23 protein-coding genes are annotated in these 24,979 nt (G+C 70.3%); all 23 read left to right on the top strand.

Features of this window, described 5'->3' with window-relative positions:
• On the top strand, positions 1–198 hold a 198-nt coding region (locus AB0I10_RS26960), incomplete at its 5' end, for a biotin/lipoyl-containing protein (RefSeq protein WP_363155213.1).
• An 82-nt stretch (positions 199–280) separates the two neighbouring features.
• Positions 281–1,750 carry an FAD-dependent monooxygenase gene (locus AB0I10_RS26955; protein WP_363155212.1) on the top strand — a complete coding sequence of 490 codons (1,470 nt, stop codon included), beginning with the start codon at positions 281–283 and terminating at the stop codon, positions 1,748–1,750.
• Positions 1,751–1,815: 65 nt separating this feature from the next.
• Positions 1,816–2,145 (top strand): TcmI family type II polyketide cyclase, encoded by a 330-nt coding sequence (locus tag AB0I10_RS26950; protein ID WP_363155211.1) that lies wholly within the window; start codon positions 1,816–1,818, stop codon positions 2,143–2,145.
• Entirely contained in the window at positions 2,142–3,413 is a 1,272-nt protein-coding gene (locus AB0I10_RS26945; RefSeq protein WP_363155210.1) for a beta-ketoacyl-[acyl-carrier-protein] synthase family protein, read from the top strand. The genes AB0I10_RS26950 and AB0I10_RS26945 overlap by 4 nt, the downstream gene beginning before the upstream one ends.
• The gene (locus tag AB0I10_RS26940) at positions 3,410–4,624 is read left to right on the top strand and encodes a ketosynthase chain-length factor (protein ID WP_363155209.1); all 1,215 of its coding nucleotides are present in this window, start codon (positions 3,410–3,412) and stop codon (positions 4,622–4,624) included. Before AB0I10_RS26945 ends, AB0I10_RS26940 begins: the two co-directional genes overlap by 4 nt.
• Before the next feature lie 110 nt (positions 4,625–4,734).
• Positions 4,735–5,004: an acyl carrier protein gene (locus AB0I10_RS26935; protein WP_363155208.1), complete on the top strand. Its 270-nt coding sequence runs from the start codon at positions 4,735–4,737 to the stop codon at positions 5,002–5,004.
• Positions 5,005–5,083: 79 nt separating this feature from the next.
• A complete protein-coding gene (gene fabG, locus AB0I10_RS26930; RefSeq protein ID WP_363155207.1) occupies positions 5,084–5,869 on the top strand; it encodes a 3-oxoacyl-ACP reductase FabG in 786 nt (261 codons plus the stop codon).
• 35 nt (positions 5,870–5,904) lie between these two features.
• Complete coding sequence (locus AB0I10_RS26925) at positions 5,905–6,849, top strand: aromatase/cyclase (protein ID WP_363155206.1); 945 nt, start codon at positions 5,905–5,907, stop codon at positions 6,847–6,849.
• A 2-nt stretch (positions 6,850–6,851) separates the two neighbouring features.
• Complete coding sequence (locus AB0I10_RS26920) at positions 6,852–9,269, top strand: SDR family oxidoreductase (protein WP_363155205.1); 2,418 nt, start codon at positions 6,852–6,854, stop codon at positions 9,267–9,269.
• Between the two features lie 217 nt (positions 9,270–9,486).
• Positions 9,487–10,080 carry an NAD(P)H-dependent oxidoreductase gene (locus AB0I10_RS26915; RefSeq protein ID WP_363155204.1) on the top strand — a complete coding sequence of 198 codons (594 nt, stop codon included), beginning with the start codon at positions 9,487–9,489 and terminating at the stop codon, positions 10,078–10,080.
• Between the two features lie 39 nt (positions 10,081–10,119).
• Positions 10,120–11,223 carry an acyl-CoA dehydrogenase family protein gene (locus tag AB0I10_RS26910; RefSeq protein WP_363155203.1) on the top strand — a complete coding sequence of 368 codons (1,104 nt, stop codon included), beginning with the start codon at positions 10,120–10,122 and terminating at the stop codon, positions 11,221–11,223.
• A gap of 87 nt (positions 11,224–11,310) precedes the next feature.
• Complete coding sequence (locus tag AB0I10_RS26905; RefSeq protein ID WP_363155202.1) at positions 11,311–12,141, top strand: NmrA/HSCARG family protein; 831 nt, start codon at positions 11,311–11,313, stop codon at positions 12,139–12,141.
• A gap of 53 nt (positions 12,142–12,194) precedes the next feature.
• Positions 12,195–13,325, top strand: a complete 1,131-nt coding sequence (locus tag AB0I10_RS26900) for a glycosyltransferase (protein WP_363155201.1) — start codon at positions 12,195–12,197, stop codon at positions 13,323–13,325.
• A gap of 83 nt (positions 13,326–13,408) precedes the next feature.
• The gene (locus AB0I10_RS26895; protein ID WP_363155200.1) at positions 13,409–14,380 is read left to right on the top strand and encodes a Gfo/Idh/MocA family oxidoreductase; all 972 of its coding nucleotides are present in this window, start codon (positions 13,409–13,411) and stop codon (positions 14,378–14,380) included.
• 76 nt (positions 14,381–14,456) lie between these two features.
• A complete protein-coding gene (locus AB0I10_RS26890) occupies positions 14,457–15,983 on the top strand; it encodes an MFS transporter (protein ID WP_363155199.1) in 1,527 nt (508 codons plus the stop codon).
• 92 nt (positions 15,984–16,075) lie between these two features.
• Positions 16,076–17,140 (top strand): glucose-1-phosphate thymidylyltransferase, encoded by a 1,065-nt coding sequence (locus AB0I10_RS26885; RefSeq protein ID WP_363155198.1) that lies wholly within the window; start codon positions 16,076–16,078, stop codon positions 17,138–17,140.
• Entirely contained in the window at positions 17,137–18,123 is a 987-nt protein-coding gene (gene rfbB, locus AB0I10_RS26880; RefSeq protein ID WP_363155197.1) for a dTDP-glucose 4,6-dehydratase, read from the top strand. Before AB0I10_RS26885 ends, rfbB begins: the two co-directional genes overlap by 4 nt.
• Positions 18,124–18,208: 85 nt before the next feature.
• Positions 18,209–19,510, top strand: a complete 1,302-nt coding sequence (gene rfbH, locus AB0I10_RS26875) for a lipopolysaccharide biosynthesis protein RfbH (RefSeq protein ID WP_363155196.1) — start codon at positions 18,209–18,211, stop codon at positions 19,508–19,510.
• A gap of 23 nt (positions 19,511–19,533) precedes the next feature.
• Positions 19,534–20,301, top strand: coding sequence for a 4'-phosphopantetheinyl transferase superfamily protein (locus tag AB0I10_RS26870; RefSeq protein ID WP_363155195.1), 768 nt, complete (start codon positions 19,534–19,536; stop codon positions 20,299–20,301).
• Positions 20,302–20,335: 34 nt separating this feature from the next.
• The gene (locus tag AB0I10_RS26865; protein WP_363155194.1) at positions 20,336–21,880 is read left to right on the top strand and encodes an acyl-CoA carboxylase subunit beta; all 1,545 of its coding nucleotides are present in this window, start codon (positions 20,336–20,338) and stop codon (positions 21,878–21,880) included.
• An 84-nt stretch (positions 21,881–21,964) separates the two neighbouring features.
• The gene (locus tag AB0I10_RS26860; protein WP_363155193.1) at positions 21,965–22,549 is read left to right on the top strand and encodes an NAD(P)H-dependent oxidoreductase; all 585 of its coding nucleotides are present in this window, start codon (positions 21,965–21,967) and stop codon (positions 22,547–22,549) included.
• 77 nt (positions 22,550–22,626) lie between these two features.
• Positions 22,627–24,027 (top strand): NDP-hexose 2,3-dehydratase family protein, encoded by a 1,401-nt coding sequence (locus AB0I10_RS26855; RefSeq protein ID WP_363155192.1) that lies wholly within the window; start codon positions 22,627–22,629, stop codon positions 24,025–24,027.
• Positions 24,028–24,092: 65 nt separating this feature from the next.
• Positions 24,093–24,965 (top strand): NmrA/HSCARG family protein, encoded by an 873-nt coding sequence (locus AB0I10_RS26850; protein ID WP_363155191.1) that lies wholly within the window; start codon positions 24,093–24,095, stop codon positions 24,963–24,965.
• Positions 24,966–24,979 lie beyond the last annotated feature (14 nt).

The following is a 24,979-nucleotide window of genomic DNA, read 5'->3' as shown; positions in this document are numbered from 1 at the left end:
CCGATGCAGGGCACCATCGTCAAGGTCGCGGTCGAGGAGGGCCAGCAGGTCGTCGAGGGCGAGCTCGTCGTCGTCCTGGAGGCGATGAAGATGGAGCAGCCGCTGAACGCGCACCGCGCCGGCACTGTCAAGGGCCTGGCCGCCGAGGTCGGCGCCTCGGTCACCTCCGCCGCCGTCATCTGCGAAATCAAGGACTGACTCGACCGGGCGCCAGCGCCCGGTTCCGTAAACACGAAACCACCGTCCCAGGGGCATTCCTGTGAATTCCGAGGAGAAGTACATGGACGCTGCCGTCATAGTTGTGGGCGCGGGCCCGGCCGGTCTGATGCTTGCCGGTGAACTGCGGCTCGCCGGAGCGGACGTCATCGTCCTGGAGCGCCTGGCGGAGCGGACCGGGGAGTCGCGCGGGCTGGGCTTCACCGCGCGCACCATGGAGGTCTTCGCCCAGCGCGGGCTGCTCTCCCGGTTCGGCGACGTCGAGACCAGCAACGTGGGTCACTTCGGCGGTCTGCCGGTGGACTTCGCGGTGCTGGAGGGCGCGCACCAGGCGGCCAAGAGCATCCCGCAGTCCCACACCGAGGCCGTGCTGGAGGAGTGGGTCAAGGAGCTCGGGACCGATCTGCGGCGCGGTCATGAGGTGGTGTCCTTCCTCGATCACGGCGAGAGCGTCGAGGTCGAGGTGCGCGGCCCGGACGGTGTGCACACCCTGCACGCCGACTACCTGGTGGGCTGCGACGGCGGCCGCAGCATGGTCCGTAAGACCGCGGGCTTCGACTTCCCCGGCACGGCAGCGACCCTGGAGATGTTCCTCGCGGACGTCAAGGGCCTCGACCTCGACCCGCGGATGATCGGCGAGACCTTCCCCGGCGGCATGGTCATGGTGGGTCCGCTCCCCGGCGGCGTCACCCGGCTCATCCTGTGCGAGCGCGGCACCCCGCCGCAGCGGCGCACCGCACCGCCGTCGTACGACGAGATCGTCGACGGGTGGAAGCGCGTCACCGGCCAGGACATCTCCCACGGCGAGCCGCTGTGGGTCAGCTCCTTCGGGGACGCCACCCGCCAGGTGACGGAGTACCGCCGCGGCCGGGTCATCCTCGCCGGGGACGCCGCGCACATCCATCTGCCCGCCGGCGGCCAGGGGATGAACACCAGCATCCAGGACGCGGTGAACCTCGGCTGGAAGCTCGCCGCCGTCGTCCGCGGCAAGGCGCCCGCGTCGCTGCTGGACACGTACCACGACGAGCGCCACCCGGTGGGCCGTCGCCTGCTGATGAACACCCGGGCCCAGGGGCTGCTGTTCCTCAGCGGTTCCGAAGTGCAGCCGCTGCGGGACGTGTTGACCGAGCTGATCCAGTACGAAGAGGTCAGCCGGCACCTGGCGGCCATGGTCAGCGGCCTGGAGATCCACTACGAGACCGGCGGCGGCAGCCACCCGCTGCTGGGCCACCGGATGCCCGATGTCGAGCTGGTCGGCGCGGACTTCAAGACCAGCAGCACCCGGTTGCAGCACGCGGGCCGCGGCCTGCTGCTCGACTTCGAGGACCGCCCCGCGCTGCGCGAGAAGGTCAGGGGCTGGGCGGACCGGATCGACATCGTCACCGCCGCACCGTGCGGCCTGGCCGACGACAGCGCGCTGGCCGGCACCGGAGCCGTCCTGGTCCGTCCGGACGGCTACATCGCCTGGGCCGCTCCGGGAAGCCGCCAGGACCTGCCGATGTCTTTGGAGCGCTGGTTCGGCCCCGCCAACTAAGGGCGGCAGCCGACCAGTACACGTACGACGGCCGGAGTGCTCCGGCTGTGAAAGAGGGAACTTACATGCACAGCACGTTGATCGTGGCCCGTATGGCGCCCGAGGACAACGCCCACGTAGCCCGGCTGTTCGGCGCATTCGACGAGACCGAGATGCCGCACCGCATGGGCACCCGGCGCCGTCAGCTGTTCTCGTACCGCGGCCTGTACTTCCACCTCCAGGACTTCGATGCCGACAACGGCGGCGAGCGGATCGAGGAGGCGAAGACCGACCCGCGCTTCGTCGGCATCAGCGACGACCTCAAGCCCTTCATCCAGGCTTACGACCCGGCCACCTGGCGCTCGCCCGCGGACGCCATGGCCACCCGCTTCTACTCCTGGGAGGCCTCCGAGTGACCGGGCGCAGAGTAGTCATCACGGGCATCGGAGTCCTGGCGCCCGGTGGCATCGGCACCAAGAACTTCTGGGGCCTGCTCAGCGAGGGCCGCACGGCGACCAGGGGAATCACCTTCTTCGACCCGTCCGCCTTCCGCTCCCGCGTCGCCGCGGAGATCGACTTCGACCCCGAGGCCGGCGGGCTGAGCCCGCAGCAGATCCGGCGCATGGACCGGGCCGCCCAACTCGCCGTGGTGGCCACGCGGGAGGCCGTCGCCGACAGCGGGATCGAACCGGGCGATCTGGACCCGTACCGCACCGGTGTCACCATCGGCAGCGCGGTCGGCGCCACCACCCGGCTCGACGAGGAGTACCGCGTCGTCAGCGACGGCGGCCGGCTCGACCTGGTCGACCACACCTACGCGATGCCGTACCTCTACAACGCCATGGTGCCCAGCTCGTTCGCGGCCGAGGTCGCCTGGGAAGTCGGCGCCGAGGGGCCGGCCACCGTGGTCTCCACCGGCTGCACCTCCGGCATCGATGCGGTCGGCCATGCGGTGGAACTGGTCCGCGAGGGCAGCGCCGACGTCATGATCACCGGTGCGACGGACGCCCCCATCTCGCCGATCACGATGGCCTGCTTCGACGCCATCAAGGCGACCACCCCGCGCCACGACGACCCCTCCTGTGCCTCGCGCCCGTTCGACGGCACCCGCAACGGCTTTGTGCTGGGTGAGGGTTCGGCCGTCTTCGTCTTGGAGGAGCTCGGCCACGCGCAGCGGCGCGGAGCCCATGTCTACGCCGAGATCGCCGGCTACGCCACGCGGAGCAACGCCTACCACATGACCGGGCTGCGCTCGGACGGCGCCGAGATGGCCGAGGCCATCGAAGTCGCTCTGGCCGAGGCGCAGTTGAACCCCGAGGCGGTCGACTACATCAACGCGCACGGCTCGGGCACCAAGCAGAACGACCGCCACGAGACCGCCGCGTTCAAGAAGAGCCTCGGCGACCACGCATACCGGACCCCGGTCAGCTCGATCAAGTCCATGGTCGGCCACTCGCTCGGTGCGATCGGCTCCATCGAGATCGCCGCGTGCGCGCTGGCGATGGAGCACAACGTCGTGCCGCCCACGGCCAACCTGCACACCCCGGACCCGGAATGCGACCTGGACTACGTACCGCTGACCGCCCGTGAGCAGCGCACCGACGCGGTCCTGACCGTCGGCAGCGGATTCGGCGGCTTCCAGAGCGCCATGGTGCTGGCCCGTCCAGAGAGGAGCATCGCATGACCACCTCGGTGGTAGTCACCGGTCTGGGCATCGCCGCCCCCAACGGACTGGGCACCCAGGACTTCTGGGCGGCGACCCGGGCCGGCAAGAGCGGCATCGGCCGCGTCACCCGCTTCGACCCGGCTCAGTACCCGGCCCAACTGGCGGGCGAGATCCCGGGGTTCGTGGACGAGGAGCACCTGCCGGGGCGGCTGCTGCCGCAGACCGACCGCACGACCCGGCTCTCGCTCGCCGCCACGGACTGGGCGCTGGCCGACGCGGGCGTGCGGCCCGCGGAGTGGGCCGACTCCAGCATGGGCGTGGTCACCGCCAGCGCCTCGGGCGGTTTCGAGTTCGGCCAGGGTGAGCTGCAGAAGCTGTGGAGCAAGGGCAGCCAGTACGTCAGCGCGTACCAGTCCTTCGCCTGGTTCTACGCCGTCAACAGCGGCCAGATCTCCATCCGTAACGGCATGAAGGGCCCCAGTGGCGTGGTCGTGGGCGACCAGGCCGGCGGCCTCGACGCGCTCGCCCAGGCCAGGCGCCAGATCCGCAAGGGCACGCCTCTGATCGTCTCCGGCGGCGTGGACGCCCCGATCTGCACCTGGGGCTGGGTGTCCCAGCTGACCAGCGGGCGGCTGAGCACCGAGGACGACACCACCCGGGCGTACGTACCCTTCGACGCGGACGCCTGCGGCCATGTGCCCGGCGAGGGCGGCGCGATCCTCATCCTGGAGGACGCACAGGCCGCCCGCGAGCGCGGCGCGAAGGCGTACGGCGAGATCGCCGGGTACGGCACCTCCTTCGACCCCGCGCCCGGCAGCGGGCGTCAGCCAGGCCTGCGCCGGGCCGTCGAACTCGCCCTGCGGGACGCCGGGGCCGAACCCGGCGACATCGACGTGGTGTTCGCCGACGCGGCGGCCACGCCGGAGCTGGACCGTATCGAGGCCGAGGCCATCGGCGCGGTCTTCGGCCCCCGGGGCGTCCCGGTCACCGCGCCCAAGACGATGACCGGCCGGCTCTACTCGGGCGCCGCCTCGCTGGACGTGGCCACCGCCCTGCTTGCGATCGGCGACGGGCTGATCCCGCCCACCGTGCACACCCGGCCCACGGCGGAGCACGCCCTGGACCTGGTCGGTCCCGAGCCGCGTCCCGCGCGGCTGCGTACGGCACTGGTCCTGGCCCGCGGCCACGGCGGTTTCAACTCCGTGCTGGTCGTGCGCGCCGCTGACTAGGCGGCCCCCAAGCAGCGCCCCGCCCGCCGGTATCCCCCGCCGGCCGGTGGGGCGCTCCCTTTTCCCCACCCCATCCCCTCACCCACACATGGAAAGAGAAGGAGGCCGACATGGCCATTCAGGAATTCACCCTCGCGGACCTCAAGCGCATCCTGCACGAGAGCGCCGGTACGGACGAGGGCGTCGACCTCGACGGCGACATCCTCGACAGCGACTTCGAGGACCTGGGTTACGAGTCGCTCGCCCTCCTGGAGACCGGCGGACGCATCGAGCGCGAGTGGGGCATCACGCTCGACGACGACGCGCTGACCGACTCCCGGACCCCGCGCGCCCTGATCAACGCCGTCAACGCGCACCTAGAGGTCGCCGCCGCGGCCTGACGCACCCGGCCGGGGCGGGACCACACCCGCCCCGGCCGGCACCGACAACCAGCAGCCTCCCCACTTGAGAAGAGTCACCATGCCGCAGCACACCCAGCGCCTCGCCCTGATCACCGGGGGCACCAGCGGAATCGGCCTGGCCGCCGCCCGCCTCCTGGCCGCCCAGGGCCACACGGTGTTCATCGGTGCCCGCAGCGCCGAGAACGTGGCCGCGACCGTCAAGCAGCTGCGCGAGGAGGGCATCGAGGCCGACGGCACCGCCCTGGACGTGCGCTCCGACGCTGACGTGCAGGCGTTCGTCCAGGCCGCCGTCGACCGCTACGGCACGGTCGACGTACTGGTCAACAACGCGGGCCGCAGCGGCGGTGGCGTCACCGCCGACGTGGCCCTGGACCTGTGGCACGACGTCATCGACACCAACCTCAACAGTGTCTTCCGCATGACCCGCGAGGTGCTCAACACCGGCGGCATGCGCCACAAGGACCGCGGCCGCATCATCAACATCGCCTCCACCGCGGGCAAGCAGGGCGTCGTCCTGGGCGCGCCCTACTCGGCCTCGAAGCACGGCGTCGTCGGTTTCACCAAGTCCCTGGGCAACGAGCTCGCGCCCACCGGCATCACCGTCAATGCCGTGTGCCCCGGTTACGTCGAGACCCCGATGGCCCAGCGCGTGCGCCAGGGATACGCGGCCGCGTACAACGCCACCGAAGAAGCCATCCTGGAGAAGTTCCAGGCCAAGATCCCGATGGGCCGCTACTCCACGCCGGAGGAGGTCGCCGGGCTCGTGGGCTACCTGGCCTCCGACACCGCCGCCTCCATCACCGCGCAGGCCCTGAACGTCTGCGGCGGCCTGGGCAACTTCTGAGCCGTCCGAACCCCACGAAACCGAGGAGTACGAACATGCCGCAGTCCGGCCTGCGCGAGGTGGAGCACGAGATCACGGTCTCGGCACCGGCCACCGCCGTTTACCGCCTGCTCGCCGAGGTGCAGAACTGGCCGCGGATCTTTCCGCCGACCATCTACGTCGATCATGTCGAGCGCACTGAGAACACCGAGCGCATCCGCATCTGGGCCACCGCCAACGGCGAGGCCAAGAACTGGACTTCGCGCCGCACCCTCGACCCCGAGGCACTGCGCATCGACTTCCGCCAGGAGGTCTCCACGCCCCCCGTCGCCTCCATGGGCGGCGCGTGGATCACCGAGCCGCTCTCCGACACCACCTCGCGGGTCCGGCTGCTGCACGACTACCGCGCCATCGACGACGACCCGGCCTCGCTGGAGTGGATCGAGCGCGCCGTCGACAACAACTCCCGCTCCGAGCTCGCGGCACTGAAGACCAACGTCGAGCTGGCCCACGCCTCCGAGGAGCTCACCTTCTCCTTCGAGGACACCGTGCACATCGCCGGATCCGCCAAGGACGTCTACGACTTCATCAACGAGGCGAACCTGTGGTCGCAGCGGCTGCCGCACGTCGCGACCGTACGCCTCGAAGAGGACACGCCGGGGCTGCAGAGCCTGGAGATGGACACCCGCGCCAAGGACGGCTCCACGCACACGACCAAGTCGTACCGGGTCTGTCTGCCGCACGAGCGGATCGCCTACAAGCAGGTCACCCTGCCGGCGCTGATGACCCTGCACACCGGCTACTGGACCTTCGAGGAGAACGAGGGCACCGTCGCCGCCTCCTCGCAGCACACGGTCGTCCTGAATACGGGGAACATCGCCCGGATCCTCGGCGCCGACGCGAGCGTCGCTGACGCCAAGGAATACGTGCGCACCGCGCTGAGCACCAACAGCCGCGCCACGCTGGGCCATGCCAAGGACTACGCCGAGAACAAGGGCTGACCGTGGCACAGCACAGCGTGGACTCCCGGGCCGGCGCTGACACCCAGGTCATCGTGGTGGGCGCCGGCCCGGTCGGGCTGATGCTCGCGGGCGAACTGCGGCTCGGCGGCGCCGAAGTGACCGTGCTGGAGCAGCGCCCGGCCGCGACAACGGAATCCAGGGCCTCCACCCTGCACGCCCGCACCATGGAGATCCTCGACGGCCGCGGGCTGCTGGACGAGCTCGGCACCGTGCCCAGCGAACCGCGTGGGCACATCGGCGGCATGCCGCTCGACCTGACCCTGCCCGGCCCGTACCCGGGCCAGTGGAAGGTTCCGCAGACCCGCACCGAAGAGATCCTCCAGGAGTGGGCGCTCTCGCTGGGCGCGGGGATCTGCCGCGGCCGTGAAGTGACGGGACTGCGCGAAGGGGAGGACCGGGTCGAACTCGACGTGGCCGATTCGGGCGGCCCGTCGCGTATGACGGCCCGGTACGTCGTGGGCTGCGACGGCGAGGACAGCACTGTGCGCCGGCTGGCCGGGATCGGCTTCCCGGGCCGGCCGGCCGAGCGCGAGCTGCTGCGGGCCGACGTGTCCGGGATCGACATCCCGGGACGTCGGTTCGAACGCCTGGAGCGGGGGCTGGCCATCGCGGCCCGTCGCCCGGACGGCGTCACCCGCGTCATGGTGCACGAGTTCGGCCGGGCGGCCCAACAGCGGGACGGTGAGCCGGACTTCGACGAGGTCGCCCGGGTGTGGCGGCGGGTCACCGGCGAGGACATCAGCGGCGGCACCCCGCACTGGGTCAACGCCTTCGGGGACGCCAACCGCCAGGCCGCGCACTACCGCACCGGCCGCGTCCTGCTGGCCGGCGACGCGGCCCATCAGCAGATGCCCGTCGGTGGACAGGCGCTGAACCTGGGGCTCCAGGACGCAGTCAACCTCGGCTGGAAGCTGGCCCTTGAGGCCGGCGGCCGGGCCGGCGACGGACTTCTGGACAGCTACCACACCGAGCGGCACGCCGTCGGGCGGCGCACGCTGACCAACATCCAGGCCCAGGCCACGCTGCTGCTCGGCGGCGGCGAGGTGGACGCGCTGCGCACGGTGATCGGCGAGCTGGTCACCAAGGAGCGGGTACGCGCCCACCTGGCCGGCATGATCTCGGGCCTCGACACCCGCTACGACGTCGGCGACGACACTCACCCGCTGCACGGGGCCCGGCTGCCGCACACCGAACTGACCACGCAGGACGGCACGCACACCACGGCCGCCGCCCTGCTGCGCACCGGCCGCGGCCTGCTGCTCGACCTGGACGGCGACGACGAGGGCAGCGGCGACGAGGGCGACGTACGGCCGGGCAGTGCGGCCGAGCCCTGGAGCGACCGGGTCACGGTCGTACGGGCCCGCCTGCGCACCGACGGCACCGGTCACCCGCTGGCGGGCACCGGCACCGTGCTCGTACGGCCCGACGGCCACATCGTCCGGGCCGGGCACGGCGCGGACGGGCTGCGGACGGCGCTGCGGCGCTGGTTCGGGCCGCCGCTGAGCACACCCACAACACCACCGACAGCCACCGCGGCAACGACCGCAGCGACACCCGCAGTGAAAAGCGCAGCAACAACCGCAGCAACAACCGCAGCGACAATCGCCAAGACCTTGGCCGGAAATGGGAGAGACGACATGGGCAGGCTCACGGGCAGGACCGCTCTGGTCACGGGATCGAGCCGGGGCATGGGGCGCGCGGCCGCGCTGCGGCTGGCGATGGACGGCGCGCTCGTCGCCGTCCACTACACGAGCAACAAGGAGGCCGCCGACGACGTCGTCGGCGCGATCGAGAAGGACGGCGGACGGGCCTTCGCCGTCCGCGCCGAGCTCGGCGTGCCCGGCGACGTCCACGAGCTCTTCCTGGGCCTGGAAGAAGGGCTGAAGGAGCGCACCGGCTCCACCGACCTCAACATTCTGGTCAACAACGCCGGTGTCATGGGCGGTGTCGCGCCCGAGGAGATCACGCCCGAGCAGTTCGACCGGCTGATGGCGGTCAATGCCAAGGCGCCGTTCTTCATCATTCAGCGCGCGCTGAAGAACATGCCCGACGGCGGCCGCATCATCAATATCTCCTCCGGTCTCACCCGTTTCGCCAACCCGGAAGAGACCGCCTACGCGATGACCAAGGGCGCGGTCGAGCAGCTCGCGCTGCACTTCGCCAAGCACCTCGGCCCGCGCAACATCACCATCAACAGCGTGGCCCCGGGGATCACCCGCAACAGCAACCCGGTCTTCGACATCCCGGAGGTCGTCGAGCAGATGGCGCAGCTGTCGACCTTCGGCCGGGTCGGCAACCCGGAGGACGTCGCGGACGTGATCGGCTTCCTCGCGTCCGACGACGCGCGCTGGGTCACCGGCTCCTTCGTGGACGCCAGCGGCGGCACGCTGCTGGGCTGAGCCCGGCGGCGGTACGGGGGCGGGTACCCGCCCGCCCCCACGGCCGCGCCTCCATTCCCTGCGCTATTGCAGGAATTCATTTGACGCGGATCTGACATCGCATGTCTTGAGGCATGTAGTAGCCGCGAAGAAACTGGTAACTACCTTCCGCAGTACTGGATTTTGCGGGCGGCAAGCAGAATCGGCGAATTCGGCGAGACCTCTAGGAACAGGATTCATGTCACAGAGCCCCATCAAGCTGGCTGTGATCACCGGCAGCGTACGCGAGGAGCGTTTCGGCCCGACGGTGGCCAACTGGTTTATGCGGCAGGCCGAGAGCCACGCCGGTGTGCGGACCGAGCTCGTCGATCTCATCGACTATCCGCTGCCGCTGTCCCAGCCGGCGCCGGGCCGCCCGGCCGCACCGCCGGTCCAGGCCGTCCGCGAACGGCTCGCCGCCCGGCTGGCCGACGCCGAGGCGTTCGTCGTGGTGACGCCCGAGTACAACCACACGGTCGCGCCCTCGCTCACCAACGCCATCAGCTGGTTCTTCGACGAGTGGGCAGCCAAGCCGGTGGGCCTGGTCTCCTACGGTGGGATGGGCGGCGGGCTGCGGGCCGCGGAGCACCTGCGCCAGGTCTTCGCCGAGTTGCACGCCATGACCGTGCGCGAGATGGTCAGCTTCCACAACGCCTGGGACCAGTTCGGAACCGACAGCGAGCCGACCGGCCCGCAGGGCAGTGAGGCGGCGGCCAAGGTCCTGCTGGACCAGCTTGCCTGGTGGGCGAAACCGCTGCGCGAGGCCCGCGCGAAGGTCCCGTACAAGCGCTGAACTCAAGGAGCCCACGGGCTTCTTACAGGAGATATCCGCATGTCAACCTCGTCCGTCTTCCTGGCCGGTGCCCGCTCTGCCGCCCGGCAGGCCGCCCGCCACGCCGCCCACGCCGACGCGAGGCGCGGTCTGCACCCGGAGGTCATCGAGTCGCTCGCCGACGCGGGCTTCGCCCGCCGTTTCGTGCCGGAGCACTTCGGTGGCGAGCCGGTGACGTTCGCGGAGCTGACCGAGGCCGTCTCGGCCGTCGGCGAAGGCTGCGCCTCGGCCGCCTGGATCGCCTCGCTGACGGCGTACAACGGCCGGTTCGCCACCTTCCTGCCGCACGAAGGACAGAAGGAGGTCTGGGCCCACGGGCCCGACACGCGCTTCGCCGCCGGGCTCGTACCGCACGGCAGCGCCGATGCGGTCCCGGGCGGCTGGCGGATCTCCGGCACCTGGTCCTACGTCAGCGGTGCCGAAATCGCGGACTGGATCCTGCTGTTGATCCCCGCGAGCGCCGACGGGGCGCAGCCGGCCCGGTTCGTCGCGGTCGAGGCCGCTGAGTGCACGGTGAACTCCACCTGGTTCACGTTCGGTATGCGCGGCACCGCGAGCCACTCGCTCACCTGTGAGGACGTCTTCGTTCCCGGGCACCGCTCCTTCCTGGCCGACGACATGTTCGCGGGCCGCAACCAGGTCTCGGACGTGGCGTCGAGCAACCTGCCGCTCTTCGCGGTGGCCGGACTGACCTTCGGCGCACCGGTCATGGGCGCCGCGCGGGCGGCGGTCGGCCTGGCCGCCGAGTCCCTGGCGGGGGTCCCGGGACGGCCGGCCAAGGAGGCCCAGCGGCTGTCGTTCGCCCGCGCCGCGGCCGAGGTCGACGCGGCGTCGCTGCTGATGACGCGGATGGCGACGACGGCCGACGGCGGGATTCCGGACGCCCTTACGGTGGCCCGGAGCCGGCGCGACGGCGCGTACGCCGCCCAGATGTTCCACGGCGCGGTGGACCAGCTCTTCCGCGGCACCGGTATGCGCGGCCAGTCCGACGGTGATCCGCTCCAGCGCATCTGGCGCGATGTGCAGGGTGCCGTCCGGCACGGCGGATTGTTGTTCGAGCCCGCCGCGCTCGCGTATACCCAGAGTCTGGCGTCGGACGGCTGATCGCCGTACGGCGTGCGGGGGAAAGCACCACCGACCCCAGGACGCGTGCAGTGGCGCGTCCGTAATGTTCTGAAGGAAGATTCTGTTTTGTCTGAATTCTTGGTAACCGGAGCGACGGGAGCACAGGGGGGCGCCGTCGCACGGCTGCTGCTGGCGTGCGGACACCGCGTCCGGGCCCTGACCCGCAACACCGAGTCCCCGGCCGCCGCGGCGCTGCGCGAGGCCGGCGCCGCGATCGTCGCCGGTGACTTCGACGACGCCGCCGTGCTGCGGACCGCCATGGAGGGCACCGACGGTGTGTTCGCCATGGGGACCGCGTTCAGCGGCGCGGGCGCGGAGGGTGAGGTCCGTCAGGGCAAGGCCCTGATCGACGCCGCGCGCGCGGTCGGCATCGGCCACTTCCTCTACAGCTCCTCGGCCGGCACCCGGACGCTGACGGGGGTGCCGCACACCGACAGCAAGCGCGAGGTGGAGGAGTACCTGGCGGCGTCCGGTCTCGCCTCGACCGTCATCGGGCCGCACGCCTTCCTGGACTCCTGGATCCCGGACCAGTTCGCTAGCGGGCAGCTCATGCACCTCGCGGCCCCGGACGTCCCCATCGCGTGGATCGCGGTGGACGACATCGCGGCCTTCGCGGTGTACGTACTGGAGAACCGCGCCGAGTTCGTCGGCAAGAGCGTCGAGATCGCCTCGTTCACCGCGTCGGCGCAGGAGATCGCCGCCGAGGTGGGCGGTGTGACCTATGAACAGATGTCGCTCGGCGACGAGGCCAACGCCGACATGCAGGCCATGCTCGACCTGTTCGGCAAGGGCGGCGTCCCCTCGGACGTCCCGGCGCTGCACGCGGCCTACCCGGATGTCGCGTGGCACAGCCTGAGCAGCTGGGTCGAGGAGAAGATCCGCCCCCAGCGCGGCTGATGCCGCCCGGCTTTGACCAGCGACCCGTCCCATCGGTTTTGGCAAGGAACCCCATGAAAATTCTGTACATAGCCGGTGGCAGTCGGGCCACGGTGTTCTCTCTCGCCCCGCTGGCCAGAGCCGCCCGCGACGAGGGGCACGAGGTCTTCATGTCCGCCCCCGAAGCCTCGTTACCCCTCGTCGCCGGGGCAGGGCTGCCCGCATACGCGTACACGGAGCGCGCTATCCGCGACTTCGTGGGCAAGGACCGGGCGGGCAACCCGCTGGAGTTCCAGACGGACCCGGACAAGCAGCGGCTGGCGCTCGGCGCCGGATACGCGCGCATGGCGGCGGCCAGCCTCGAACCGCTGCTCGCGTTGAGCCGCGACTGGCGGCCGGACGTCGTCGTGGGCGGACAGCTGTGCTACGCAGCGATGCTCCTCGGCCGGGAGCTGGGTGTCCCCGCCGTACGGCAGGCCTGGGACCGATACGCCACCACGCTGCCGGACGCGGGCGCCAACGCCGAACTAGCCCCTGAATTGGACCAGTTGGGCGTGAACTCGTTGCCCGACCCGGACCTGTTCATCGACATCTGCCCGCCCTCCCTGCGGCTCCTTGAGCCCTCGGTGCCGGTGCAGATGATGCGCTCGGCCCCCGCCAACCCGCAGCGGCCCCTGGAGCCCTGGATGTACCGGCGGGTCGGTCGCCGGGTGCTGGTGACGGCCGGCAGCCAGACGGCGAAGGGACAGGCCGGCGGTCTGCACCGGCTCGCGGAGTACGCCTCGCGGCTGGATGCCGAACTGGTCATCGCGGCACCGGACGAGGTGGCCGGGGAGCTGCGGGAGAAGTTCCCCCGCGCGCGGGTGGGGTGGTTCCCCATGGACGTGCTCTCGCGCACGTGTGACCTCATCATCCACCACGGCGGTGGCGTCACCGGCATGACCGCGATCAACGCCGGTGTGCCGCAGCTGATCGTGCCGGCGGGAGCCATGTTCCACGCCTCCTCGCAGCGCCTGGCTGAGTACGGCGCGGCCGCGATGTTCCTGCCGGACGAGGTCACCGCCGAGGGCGTGCTGGTCGCCGGTACCGAACTGATGTCGAACCCGGCGTACCGCCAGAAGGCGCACGAGCTCTCCCGGGAGGTCGCCGGACTCCCGACGCCCTCCGAGGTGGTCGGGGTCCTGGAGCACCTGGCGGCCCGCTGAGGATCCGCCCGTACCCCCACCGCGCCACCCGGACCGCCGCCGAAGACCTCCCAGTGAAGGCACAGCCTGTGAATGCAAAGCCCTTGAAAATCGGTGTGATCGGCTGTGCCGGAATCGCCGAACGCCGCATGCTGCCGGCGCTCGTAGCCGACCCGGATGTGGAGGTCACCGCGATCGCCAGCCGGGACGGGGCCAAGGCCCGGCAGTTCACCCGGCGCTTCGGCGGCGACCCGGTGGCCGGTTACGACCGGCTGCTGGAGCGGTCCGACATCGACGCGGTGTACGTACCGCTGCCCCCGCTCCTGCACGCCGAGTGGATCGAGCGGGCGCTGCGGGCCGGCAAGCACGTACTGTCCGAGAAGCCGCTGGCCGCCAACGGGAAAGAGGCCGCGGATCTCGTGGCGCTCGCCGAGGACCGGAACCTGACGCTCCTGGAAAGCTTCATGTTCCTGACGCACAGTCAGCATGCTTACGTGCGCGAACGGGTGGCCCAAGGGGCGATCGGCGAACTGCGCACGCTGACCGCCGAGTTCGCCTTCCCGGCCAAGTCGGCGGACGACATGCGCTACAACCCTGACACCGGTGGGGGAGCGCTGACGGACATCGGGGTCTACCCGATCCGCACCGCGTTGATGTTCCTGGGCTCCGACCTCGAAGTGATCGGCTCCTGGCTGCACGTCGATGCCGAACGCAAGGTGGACCTCGGCGGTTCCGCGCTGCTCGGCGCCCCCGACGGGGTCACGGCCCACCTGACCTTCGGCATGGAGCACGCCTACCGCTCGCAGTACGCCCTGTGGGGCAGCTCCGGACGGATCTGCGTGCGCTGGGCCTACACACCGCCGCCCACCCACTCCGCGGTGATCCGTATCGAGCGGCAGAGCCATGTCGAGGAGATCACCCTGCCGCCGGATGACCAGTTCGCGAACGTGGTCCGCGCATTCGTCGGGCGCGTCCGCGACGGCGTCCCCTCCGGCCTGGAGGGTGAATCCGTACTCACCCAGGCCGACTTGGTGGACCAGGTGCGCGCGCGGGCGCTGATCCGCCCGGCCCAGTGAGCGTGGTGATCGGGGGCGCCCCGCGGCGATGCCGCCGCACATTACCTGTCATCCCCGCGATCTAAGGACAAGAACCGTGACGGACGCTTCTGGCGCCACGAGAGTCGAGTCGGGCGGCGCCCAGGCCGCCGACCTCGAAGCACAGCCGGCACCAAAATCCGGTGGTCGGCGCTGGTGGGGACTGGTCGTCATCGGCCTGGCCCAACTGATCATCCTGCTGGACGGCACGGTGGTGAACATCGCCCTCCCGTCGGCGCAGGCCGAACTCGGCATGAGCGACGCCAGCCGGCAGTGGGCCATCACCTCCTACGCACTCGCCTTCGGCGGACTGCTGCTGCTGGGCGGCCGGCTGAGCGATCTGGTGGGCCGCAAGCGGATGTTCCTCCTGGGCACCGCGGGCTTCGGCATCGCCTCGGCAGTGGCCGGCGCCGCAAGCGGCCCGGGCGTGCTCTTCGCCGGACGTGCCCTGCAGGGAGTCTTCGCGGCCCTGCTGGCGCCATCCGCGCTGGCCCTGCTGAACGTGACGTTCACCGACCCGAGGGAGCGGAGCAAAGCCTTCGGCATCTTCGGCGCGGTGGCCGGTGCGGGAGCCGCGGTCGGCCTGATCGTGGGCGGCCTGCTCACCGAGTACATGAACTGGCGGTGGTGCCTGTACCTGAGTGTCCCGGTCGCCGTCATCGTGCTCGTCGCGGGCGCGGCGCTGCTGCGCGACGTGGGCAGCCGAGCGAGCAGGCGCCTGGACATCCTGGGCGTGCTGCTGGTCACCGGCGGCCTGGTCGCCCTCGTATACGGCTTCGGCGAGGCCGGGACCCGAGGCTGGTCCGACACCGTGGTTCTGGCCATCCTGGCGGTCGGCGTCGTTCTGCTCGTCCTGTTCGTCGTGTGGCAGAGCCGCTGTGCGCATCCGCTGCTGCCGCTGCGGATCGTGCGGCACCGGCAGCGGGCCGGCGCCTATCTGACGGGTGGTCTGGGACCGATCGCGATGTTCGCGTTGTTCCTGTTCATGACCTACTACCTGCAGGTCGTGCTGGAGTTCTCGGCGGTCGAGGCGGGCCTGGCGTTCCTGCCGCTGACCGTGTCGATGCTGGTGAGCTCGACGCAGATCGCGGCCCGGCTGCTGCCGCACGTCGCACCGCGCACGATCGTGGTCCCCGGCGTACTGCTCACCGTCTGCGGCATGCTGCTGCTGACCCGGATGAGCGTCGACTCCTCGTACGTCACCGGAGTGCTGCCCGCCATGATCCTGGCCGGTGTGGGCATGGGCGGCACGATGATGACGGCCATGGCCACCGCGACCGCGGGGGTCGCTCCCGAGGACACCGGGGTGGCCTCGGCGATGGTCAACACCACCCAGCAGATGGGCGGCGCCATCGGCACGGCCGTGCTGAACACGGTGGCGGCCACCGCGACCAGCGGATACCTCCACGACCACCTCACCGGCTCCGCCACCTCCGCCCAACGTGCACGGGTGGCGGCCGAGGGCACCGTGCACGGCTTCTCCGTCGCGCTGTGGTGGGTGGTGGGGTTGCTGCTCCTGACCGCGGTGCTCGCCGCGGCCCTGCTCAAGCGAAACACCCCGTGTGGACAACAAGAGTCGGCCTGACGGCCGTCAGACCGCCGGCCCGTCCGCGATACCGCCGAGTGCGTATCGCCGACGGGCCGGCGGCATTTCACCCCTGTGAGGAGAACACGGTTATGAAGGCCCTCGTACTGTCGGGCGGATTGGGCACCCGCCTGCGGCCTTTCAGTTTCTCGATGCCCAAGCAGCTCATTCCGGTGGCCAACAAGCCGGTCCTGGAACACGTACTGGGCAACATCCGCAGCCTGGGCGTCACCGAGGTCGGCATCATCGTCGGCGACCGGGGCCAGGAGATCTCCGAGGCGATCGGCGACGGCTCCCGAAGCGGGGTGCGCGTCACCTACATCGAGCAGGACACGCCAAAGGGCCTGGCCCACACGGTGATCCTGGCCCGCGAGTTCCTCGGTGACGACGACTTCGTGATGTACCTGGGGGACAACATGCTCCCCGCAGGTGTGGCGGCGATCGCCGAGGAGTTCACCACCCACCGCCCGGCGGCCCAGGTGGTGGTCCACAAGGTCGAGGACCCGCGCGCCTTCGGCGTCGCCGAGCTCGGCCCCGATGGCGAGGTCCAGCGGCTGGTGGAAAAGCCCCAGCAGCCCAGGAGCGACCTCGCGCTGATCGGGGTGTACTTCTTCACCCCGGCCATCCACGAGGCGGTGGCCTCCATCGAGGCCAGTGCCCGGGGCGAGCTGGAGATCACCGACGCCATCCAGTGGCTGGTGACCCACGGCGCCGACGTACGGGCCAGCGAGTACGACGGCTACTGGAAGGACACCGGACGCGTCGAGGACGTGCTGGAGTGCAACCGGTACCTGCTCGACCAGCTGGAGTCCCGCGTCGACGGCACAGTGGACGCGACGAGCGTGCTGACGGGGGCGGTTGTCGTCGAGCCCGGCGCCCGCGTGGTCAACTCCCGTATCGAGGGCCCGGCGATCATCGGGCCGGGCACGGTGGTCGAGAACAGCCACATCGGCCCGTACACCTCCATCGGACGCGACTGCCGGCTGCACCGCACCCATCTCGACGACTCGATCACCCTGGACGGCGCCTCGGTCGCCGATGTCCGCGGGCTGCACGGCTCGCTCATCGGACGCTCCGCCTCCATCGGCCCCTCCAGCAGAACCGCCGTCCACCGCCTGGTCGTCGGGGACTACACCCGAGTGGAGGTCGCGGCATGAGGATTCTGGTCACCGGAGCCGCCGGATTCATCGGATCGCACTTCGTACGCACCCTCCTTGCCGACGGCTTCGACGGCTGCCGGGGCGCGGGCGTCACCGCCCTGGACAAGCTCACCTACGCGGGCAACCGGGACAACCTCCCCGCCTCGCAACCGCGCCTGGAGTTCGTACAGGGCGACATCCTCGACCGGGCGCTGCTGAGCGAGTTGCTCCCCGGCCACGACGCGATCGTCCACTTCGCGGCGGAGTCGCACGTCGACCGGTCCATCGACGACGGCTCGGCGTTCTTCCGTACGAACGTCCTCGGCACCCAGACCCTGCTGGAGGCCGCCCTGGAGGCCGGTACCGAACGGGTGGTGCACGTCTCCACCGACGAGGTCTACGGCTCCATCGATCAGGGCTCATGGACCGAGGACTGGCCGCTCGCCCCCAACTCGCCCTACGCCGCTTCGAAGGCGGGCTCGGACCTTCTCGCCCGCGCGTACTGGAAGACGCACGGCCTGGACCTGTCCATCACCCGCTGCTCCAACAACTACGGCCCGTACCAGCACCCCGAGAAGCTCATCCCGCTCTTCGCCACCAACCTGATGGAGGGCAAGCAGGTACCGCTGTACGGGGACGGTGGCAACATCCGCGAATGGCTGCATGTGGACGACCACTGCCGCGGCATCGAGCTCGTACTGAACAAGGGCCGGGCGGGCGAGGTCTACAACATCGGCGGCGGCAACGAGCGCACCAACCGGCAGATCGCCGACCGGCTGCTCGAACTGACCGGATCGGGGCCACAGATGGTGCGCCGGGTCGACGACCGTAAGGGGCACGACCTGCGCTACTCCATCGACGAGCGCAAGATCCGCGAAGAGCTCGGATATGCCCCGAGCATCGCCTTCGAGCAGGGCCTGGCCGACACCGTCGCCTGGTACCGCGACAACCCGGCCTGGTGGAGGGCCATAAAGGACTCGATGCGGTCCACCGCAGCCTGAACCGTACCCCTCCCCGACACATCCACAGATCGCTGCACGATGCGGTCACCACCGCAGCACCCGCAGGACAACGAAGGGCAAGACCATGCAAGCGTCCAAGGAAATCCTGCTGGAACAGGTGCGCCAGTACCACCGGGAAGTACAGCCCAAGCGGGCCTTCGAAGCCGGTGTCACGGAAATCTGGCCCTCCGGCGCGGTGCTGGAGGAAGAGGATCGGGCGGCGCTGGTGGAAGCGGCGCTGGACATGCGGATCGCCGTCGGGCGCAGCACCCGGCTGTTCGAGTCCCGCTTCGCCCGCCGCCTCAAGCTGCGCAAGGCGCACCTGACGAACTCCGGCTCCTCCGCCAACCTCCTCTCGGTCTCGGCGCTCACCTCGCACCTGCTGGAGGACGCGCGCCTGCGGCCGGGCGACGAGGTGATCACCGTCGCGGCGGGCTTCCCCACCACCGTCAACCCGATTCTGCAGAACGGCCTGGTGCCGGTCTTCGTCGACGTCGACCTGCGCACGTACAACACCACGGCCGCCCGGGTCGCGCAGGCGATCGGCCCCAAGACGCGGGCGATCATCATCGCGCACGCCCTCGGCAACCCCTTCGAGGTGGCCGAGATCGCCCAACTCGCCGAAGAGCACGACCTGTACCTGATCGAGGACAACTGTGACGCGGTGGGCGCCACCTACAACGGGCAGCTGACCGGCACCTTCGGCGACCTGGCCACCGTCAGCTTCTATCCCGCGCACCACCTGACGATGGGCGAGGGCGGCTGCGTACTGACCTCGAATCTGGCGCTGGCGCGGATCGTGGAGTCGCTGCGCGACTGGGGCCGGGACTGCTGGTGCGAACCCGGCGAGAACAACCGGTGCTTCAAGCGCTTCGACTACCAGATGGGCACCCTGCCGGCCGGGTACGACCACAAGTACATTTTCTCCCATGTCGGTTACAACCTGAAGGCCACCGACATCCAGGCGGCGCTCGGGCTGACCCAGCTCGCCAAGCTCGATGACTTCGTCGATGCGCGCAAGCGCAACTGGCGGCGGCTGCGCGAGGGACTGGACGGGCTGCCAGGGCTGATCCTGCCCGAGGCCACGCCCGGCAGCGACCCCAGCTGGTTCGGCTTCGCGCTCACCGTCGAGGCCGAAGCGACCTACTCCCGCGCCGAGTTGGTGGACTTCCTGGAGAACCGGAAGATCGGCACCCGGCGGCTCTTCGCGGGCAACCTGACCCGTCACCCCGCCTACATCGACCAGCCGCACCGCGTCGTGGGCGACCTCACCAACAGTGACATCATCACCGAACACACCTTCTGGATCGGCGTGTACCCGGGCCTGACCGACGAGATGCTCGACTATGTCATCTCCTCGATCAAGGAGTTTGTGGCCGCCCACTGAAGTCCCCCGGACGGAAGAGGACCATGGCCCCGCTGATGTCGGTGACGCCCGCCACCTGCAGCCTTGTGGCCCCGGTGGCGGGTGGGGAACTGCTGGACCTGTGGCTGCTGCGACTGCCGCCCGCCGGCGGGAAGCCACCCGCGCTGGACCTCTCCGAGCTCGATGCCTGCGAGCGAGCGCGCGGCGCGGCCTTCCGGCGGCCCTACGACCAACTCCGTTACCTTTCCGCGCACATCGCGCTCCGACGCGTCCTCGGCGGCTACCTCGGCGTCCGCCCAGCGGAGGTCACCTACACCCAGGAGCCGTGCCCGGTGTGCGGCAGGCCGCACGGCAAACCGGCCGTGGCCACGGCGGACGACCCGCCGCCGCACTTCTCCCTGTCCCACAGTGGCGCCATGGTCGCGGTGTCGGTGGCCACCGCGCCGGTCGGCGCCGACGTACAGGCAACTCCCCGGCCCGGCACCATCGAGGCCACCCTTCCGTTCCTCCACCCACGCGAACGCCGGGAGTTGGCGGCCATGCCGCAAGAGGGGCGCCGCCATGCGTTCGGCCGGCTCTGGACGCGTAAAGAGGCCTTCCTCAAGGGGCTGGGCACGGGGCTGAGCCATGGCGCTGCGCTGGAGCACTACTTGGGAGCCGAGGTCACCGGCAGACCGCCCGGCTGGACCGTGCTCGACATGCCCTGCGGGCCCGGGCACAGCGCCGCGATCGCCGTCCGCGGCCGCCTCGCCGCGCCCGTGACGGTCCGCCGGCTCGGACACGGGCTCGTATGCGACGGACACCAAACGTGAACTCTTGAACAGCGAAACAGTGAAGGAGAACGCCGTGCAGTCCCAAGTGGACGAGCTGCGCGAGATCAAGGCGAGCGCACACCGCGGCCCCGGCGAGCGGGCCACCGAGGCCCAGCGGGCCAAGGGCAAGCTGACCGCTCGTGAGCGGATCGACCTGCTGCTGGACGAGGATTCGTTCTGTGAGGTGGAGCCGCTGCGCCGGCATCGCGCGAGCGGCTTCGGCCTGGAGGCGAAGAAGCCCTACACCGACGGTGTGATCACCGGCTGGGGCACCGTCCAGGGCCGTACGGTCTTCGTCTACGCCCATGACTTCCGGATCTTCGGTGGCGCGCTCGGCGAGGCGCACGCGGAGAAGATCCACAAGGTGATGGACCTGGCCGCGTCCGCCGGAGCGCCGCTGGTGTCGCTGAACGACGGCGCCGGGGCCCGTATCCAGGAGGGCGTGACCGCGCTCGCGGGTTACGGCGGCATCTTCCGGCGCAACACCCGCGCGTCCGGGGTCATCCCGCAGATCTCCGTCATGCTCGGCCCGTGCGCGGGCGGCGCGGCCTACAGCCCCGCCCTGACCGACTTCGTGTTCATGGTCCGTGAGACCTCGCAGATGTTCATCACCGGACCGGACGTGGTCCGCGCGGTGACCGGCGAGGAGATCACCCAGAACGGCCTGGGCGGCGCCGACGTGCACGCCGAGACCTCGGGGGTGGCGCACTTCGCGTACGACGACGAGCAGAGCTGCCTTGAGGACGTGCGGTTCCTGCTGTCGCTGCTGCCGTCCAACAACCGGGAGCTGCCGCCGGTAGCGCACGGTACGGACCCCGTGGACCGCACCACCGAAGCGCTCCTGGAACTGGTGCCGAGCGACCCCAGCCGCTCCTACGACGTACGCGGGGTGATCGAGGAAGTCGTCGACGACGGTGAGCACTTCGAGGTGCACCCCTCCTGGGCCCCCAACCTCGTCTGCACGCTGACCCGCCTCGACGGCCATGTCGTGGGCATCATCGCCAACAACCCGGGCGCCATGGCCGGAGTCCTGGACATCGAGGCATCCGAAAAGGGCGCGCGCTTCGTCCAGTTCTGCGACGCGTTCAACATCCCCCTGGTGACGCTGGTGGACGTGCCCGGCTTCCTGCCGGGCGTCGACCAGGAACACGGCGGGATCATCCGGCACGGCGCCAAGCTGCTGTACGCGTACTGCAACGCCACCGTGCCCCGCATCTCGCTGGTGCTGCGCAAGGCCTACGGCGGCGCGTACATCGTCATGGACTCCCGGTCCGTCGGTGCGGACCTCTCGCTGGCCTGGCCGGGCAACGAGATCGCGGTCATGGGCGCGCAGGGCGCGGCCGACGTCGTCTTCCGGCGGGAGATCAAGGCCGCCGACGACCCCGAGGCAGTACGGCAGCAGAAGATCAAGGAGTACACCGCGGAGCTGATGCACCCCTACTACGCCGCGGAACGCGGTCTGGTGGATGACGTCATCGACCCGGGCGACACGCGCGCGGTCCTCATCCGCTCCCTGGCCATGCTCCGTACCAAGCACGCCGACCTGCCGTGCCGCAAGCACGGCAACCCACCGCAGTAGAGACGGGCCCGCCCCCGCGACGGGGGTCTGTACCGCGAGCCCGCGGACGACACCGCGGACTCAGCCCTGAACGAAAGGCCTGTCATGCCAGGTACCCGCATCCGTCTCGCCGTCCTCACCTGTAGCGGACCGGCAGCCCGCTCAGGCCCGCTGGCCGCACAGTGGCTCCTCGACGAGGCGGACAAGTACGGGCAGTTCGACGTCGAGGTGGTCGACCTCACCGCGGCGCAGCTGCCCGTGGTGATCACCCGGCCGCCGGGGGCTGAGGCGGTGGAGCGTCTCGCTGCCGTGAGCCCGGCTCTCGCGGCAGCGGACGCGTTCATCGTGGTGACCCCGGAGTACAACCACGGCTATCCGGCGGTCCTCAAGAGCGCGATCGACTGGCACACCACCGAGTGGCACGCCAAGCCGGTCGGCTTCGTCTCCTACGGAGGTCGCTCCGGCGGACTGCGCGCGGTTGAGCAACTGCGGTTGGTCTTCGCCGAGCTGCATGCCGTCACCCTGCGCGACGGCATCGGATTCGCCCAGGTCTGGGACCAGTTCGACGAAGCCGGGGCTCCCAAGGACCCCGCGGGCTGTGCCGGTGCGGCCAAGGTCATGTTCGACCAGCTCACCTGGTGGGCGCTCGCGCTGGGCGAAGCCCGGGACAAGCGGCCCTACACGGGGTGAAGCCCCCGACCGCACCATCCGCCGCCATGACACGGCCCGCACAATCCGGGACCCGCACTATCTGGGAAAGGCCTCGCATGCCCCCGTACACCGCCCCCCGTTCCCTGTCGCTGCGCCCCCATGAGGACGACACCGTGGCCGACCGGCTGACTCGCTCGGCCAGGCAAACCACCCAGGGGGTGGCGCTGCACACCAACGACATCCTCGGCTGGCTTGCCGACCGTGGCCGGGCGCACCGCTTCACCGTGGACCGGATCGGCTTCGACGAGCTCAAGGACTGGTCCTTCGATGAGCGCACCGGCAACCTCGGGCACCGCAGCGGCCGGTTCTTCACGGTCGAGGGGCTGGACGTCACCACCTCCGAAGGCTCCGTGCGCAGCTGGCAACAGCCCATCATCAAACAGCCCGAGATCGGCATACTCGGCCTGCTCGCCAAGGAGTTCGACGGCGTACTGCACTTCCTGATGCAGGCCAAGATGGAGCCCGGCAACCCGAACCTGCTCCAGCTCTCGCCGACCGTACAGGCCACCCGCAGCAACTACACCAAGGTCCACCAGGGCGCGGACGTGAAGTACATCGAGTACTTCACCGCCGCCGGCCGGGGCCGCGTACTGGCCGATGTCCTGCAGTCCGAGCACGGCTCGTGGTTCCACCACAAGTCCAACCGCAACATGATCGTCGAGACGAGCCAGGAGGTCCGTCTCGACGACGACTTCTGCTGGCTGACCCTGGGCCAGCTCAGCGAACTGCTGCGCCACGACAACCTGGTCAACATGGACTCCCGTACGGTGCTGGCCTGCCTGCCCACCGACCGTGACGAGCCCGGCGTGCTGCACCCCACCACGGAACTGCTGTCCTGGTTCACCGGCGAGCGCTCCCGGCAGGACCTGCATAGTCGCCGCATCCCTCTGGCCGACGTGGCGGGCTGGACCAGGGGCGAGGACGCCATCGAGCATGTCCAGGGCCGGTTCTTCCGCGTAGTGGCGGTCCGGGCGCAGGCGGGCAACCGCGAGGTGAGCGGCTGGACCCAGCCGCTCTTCGAGCCGGTCGGCACGGGCATCGCGGCCTTCCTGGCCAGGCGTATCGGGGGAGTGGTGCACGTACTGGCGCAGGCCCGCGCCGAGGCGGGCTTCCTGGACACGGTCGAGCTGGGCCCGACCGTCCAGTACACCCCGGCGAACTACGGTGCCGCCACGGGCCCGGATCACCCGCCGTTCCACGACCTGGTGCTCAATGTCGACCCGGCCGCCATCCGCTACCAGGCGGTGCACTCCGAAGAGGGCGGACGGTTCCTCAACGCCGAGAGCCGCTACCTGATCATCGACGCCGAGGCGGCGGGACTGCCCTTCGAGACCCCGCCCGGATACTGCTGGATCACCCCCGGGCAGCTCTCCTCCCTCGCCCGGCACGGCCACTACGTCAACGTCCAGGCCCGCACCCTGCTCGCCTGCTTCATCACCGGCGCGGTGCGCTGGTGACCTCCACGACCCCCGACCCTCCCCACGGCAATTCTCTTGACGGCAGCCACAGAAAGGCGCAGGCAATGCCCGCAGCACACGACACGGTTCTGGTCTTCGGCGCGACCGGCCGACAGGGCGGCGCGGTCGCCCGCGAACTGCTCCGGCGCGGCCGCCCGGTACGCGCGCTGGTCCGCGACCCGCACTCGGCGGCCGCGAAGGCCCTGCGCGAGGCGGGCGCCACACTGGTGCCGGGCGACATGACCGACCCGGTCTCCCTGGACATGGCGATGCGCGAGGTGCGCAACGTCTACAGCGTGCAGACCTTCACTGGCGAGGACGGCCTGGAGGGCGAGGTCCGGCAGGGAATCGCGGTCGCCGACGCCGCGGCCCGCACCAAGATCGCCCACTTCGTCTACGGATCCGTGGGCGGCGCCGAACGCGCCAGCGGTGTGGGGCACTTCGAGACCAAGGGCGAGATCGAGCGGCACATCGACAGGCTCGGGCTGCCGGCGACCGTACTGCGCCCGACCATGTTCATGGAGAACTTCGCGCACATCGGTCCCCGCCGCACCGACGACGGCCTGGTCCTTACCCTGGGGCTGCATGCCCACACGCCGCTCCAGATGATCTCGACCGCCGACATCGGCCACTTCGCCGCCGAGGTCTTCGACCGCCCCGAGCGCTATCTCGGATTGCAGTTGGAGATCGCCGGTGACGAGCTCACCCCACTCCAGATGGCCGAGACCTTCCAGCGCGTAGGCGGCGTCAGCACCCGCTTCCAGGAGCAGTCGGATGCCGAACTGAAGGCCATAAGCGGCGAGTTGGCGACCATGTTCGGCTGGTTCCGGGAGCACGGATACCGCGCCGACCTGCCCGTACTGCGCCGCGAGCACCCCGGTCTGACCAGCCTGGAGAACTGGCTGCGCACGACCGGCTGGAGCGCGCCGACCGCCTGAACACCGGCTGCCCG

Source organism: Streptomyces sp. NPDC050636, from assembly GCF_040654775.1.
Lineage (GTDB): Bacteria > Actinomycetota > Actinomycetes > Streptomycetales > Streptomycetaceae > Streptomyces.
The sequence above is the reverse complement of the archived record's forward strand: the minus strand, read 5'-3'. Positions and strand labels throughout refer to the sequence as shown.

What these genes read in the sequence shown, in the direction of transcription:
- AB0I10_RS26910 (WP_363155203.1), top strand. Translation starts at nt 10,120, where the DNA reads ATGTCAACCTCGTCCGTCTTCCTGGCCGGTGCCCGCTCTGCCGCCCGG.
- AB0I10_RS26850 (WP_363155191.1), top strand. Translation starts at nt 24,093, where the DNA reads ATGCCCGCAGCACACGACACGGTTCTGGTCTTCGGCGCGACCGGCCGA.
- AB0I10_RS26885 (WP_363155198.1), top strand. Translation starts at nt 16,076, where the DNA reads ATGAAGGCCCTCGTACTGTCGGGCGGATTGGGCACCCGCCTGCGGCCT.
- AB0I10_RS26925 (WP_363155206.1), top strand. Translation starts at nt 5,905, where the DNA reads ATGCCGCAGTCCGGCCTGCGCGAGGTGGAGCACGAGATCACGGTCTCG.
- AB0I10_RS26950 (WP_363155211.1), top strand. Translation starts at nt 1,816, where the DNA reads ATGCACAGCACGTTGATCGTGGCCCGTATGGCGCCCGAGGACAACGCC.
- AB0I10_RS26955 (WP_363155212.1), top strand. Translation starts at nt 281, where the DNA reads ATGGACGCTGCCGTCATAGTTGTGGGCGCGGGCCCGGCCGGTCTGATG.
- AB0I10_RS26870 (WP_363155195.1), top strand. Translation starts at nt 19,534, where the DNA reads ATGGCCCCGCTGATGTCGGTGACGCCCGCCACCTGCAGCCTTGTGGCC.
- AB0I10_RS26940 (WP_363155209.1), top strand. Translation starts at nt 3,410, where the DNA reads ATGACCACCTCGGTGGTAGTCACCGGTCTGGGCATCGCCGCCCCCAAC.
- fabG (WP_363155207.1), top strand. Translation starts at nt 5,084, where the DNA reads ATGCCGCAGCACACCCAGCGCCTCGCCCTGATCACCGGGGGCACCAGC.
- AB0I10_RS26935 (WP_363155208.1), top strand. Translation starts at nt 4,735, where the DNA reads ATGGCCATTCAGGAATTCACCCTCGCGGACCTCAAGCGCATCCTGCAC.
- AB0I10_RS26860 (WP_363155193.1), top strand. Translation starts at nt 21,965, where the DNA reads ATGCCAGGTACCCGCATCCGTCTCGCCGTCCTCACCTGTAGCGGACCG.
- AB0I10_RS26915 (WP_363155204.1), top strand. Translation starts at nt 9,487, where the DNA reads ATGTCACAGAGCCCCATCAAGCTGGCTGTGATCACCGGCAGCGTACGC.
- rfbH (WP_363155196.1), top strand. Translation starts at nt 18,209, where the DNA reads ATGCAAGCGTCCAAGGAAATCCTGCTGGAACAGGTGCGCCAGTACCAC.
- rfbB (WP_363155197.1), top strand. Translation starts at nt 17,137, where the DNA reads ATGAGGATTCTGGTCACCGGAGCCGCCGGATTCATCGGATCGCACTTC.
- AB0I10_RS26855 (WP_363155192.1), top strand. Translation starts at nt 22,627, where the DNA reads ATGCCCCCGTACACCGCCCCCCGTTCCCTGTCGCTGCGCCCCCATGAG.
- AB0I10_RS26900 (WP_363155201.1), top strand. Translation starts at nt 12,195, where the DNA reads ATGAAAATTCTGTACATAGCCGGTGGCAGTCGGGCCACGGTGTTCTCT.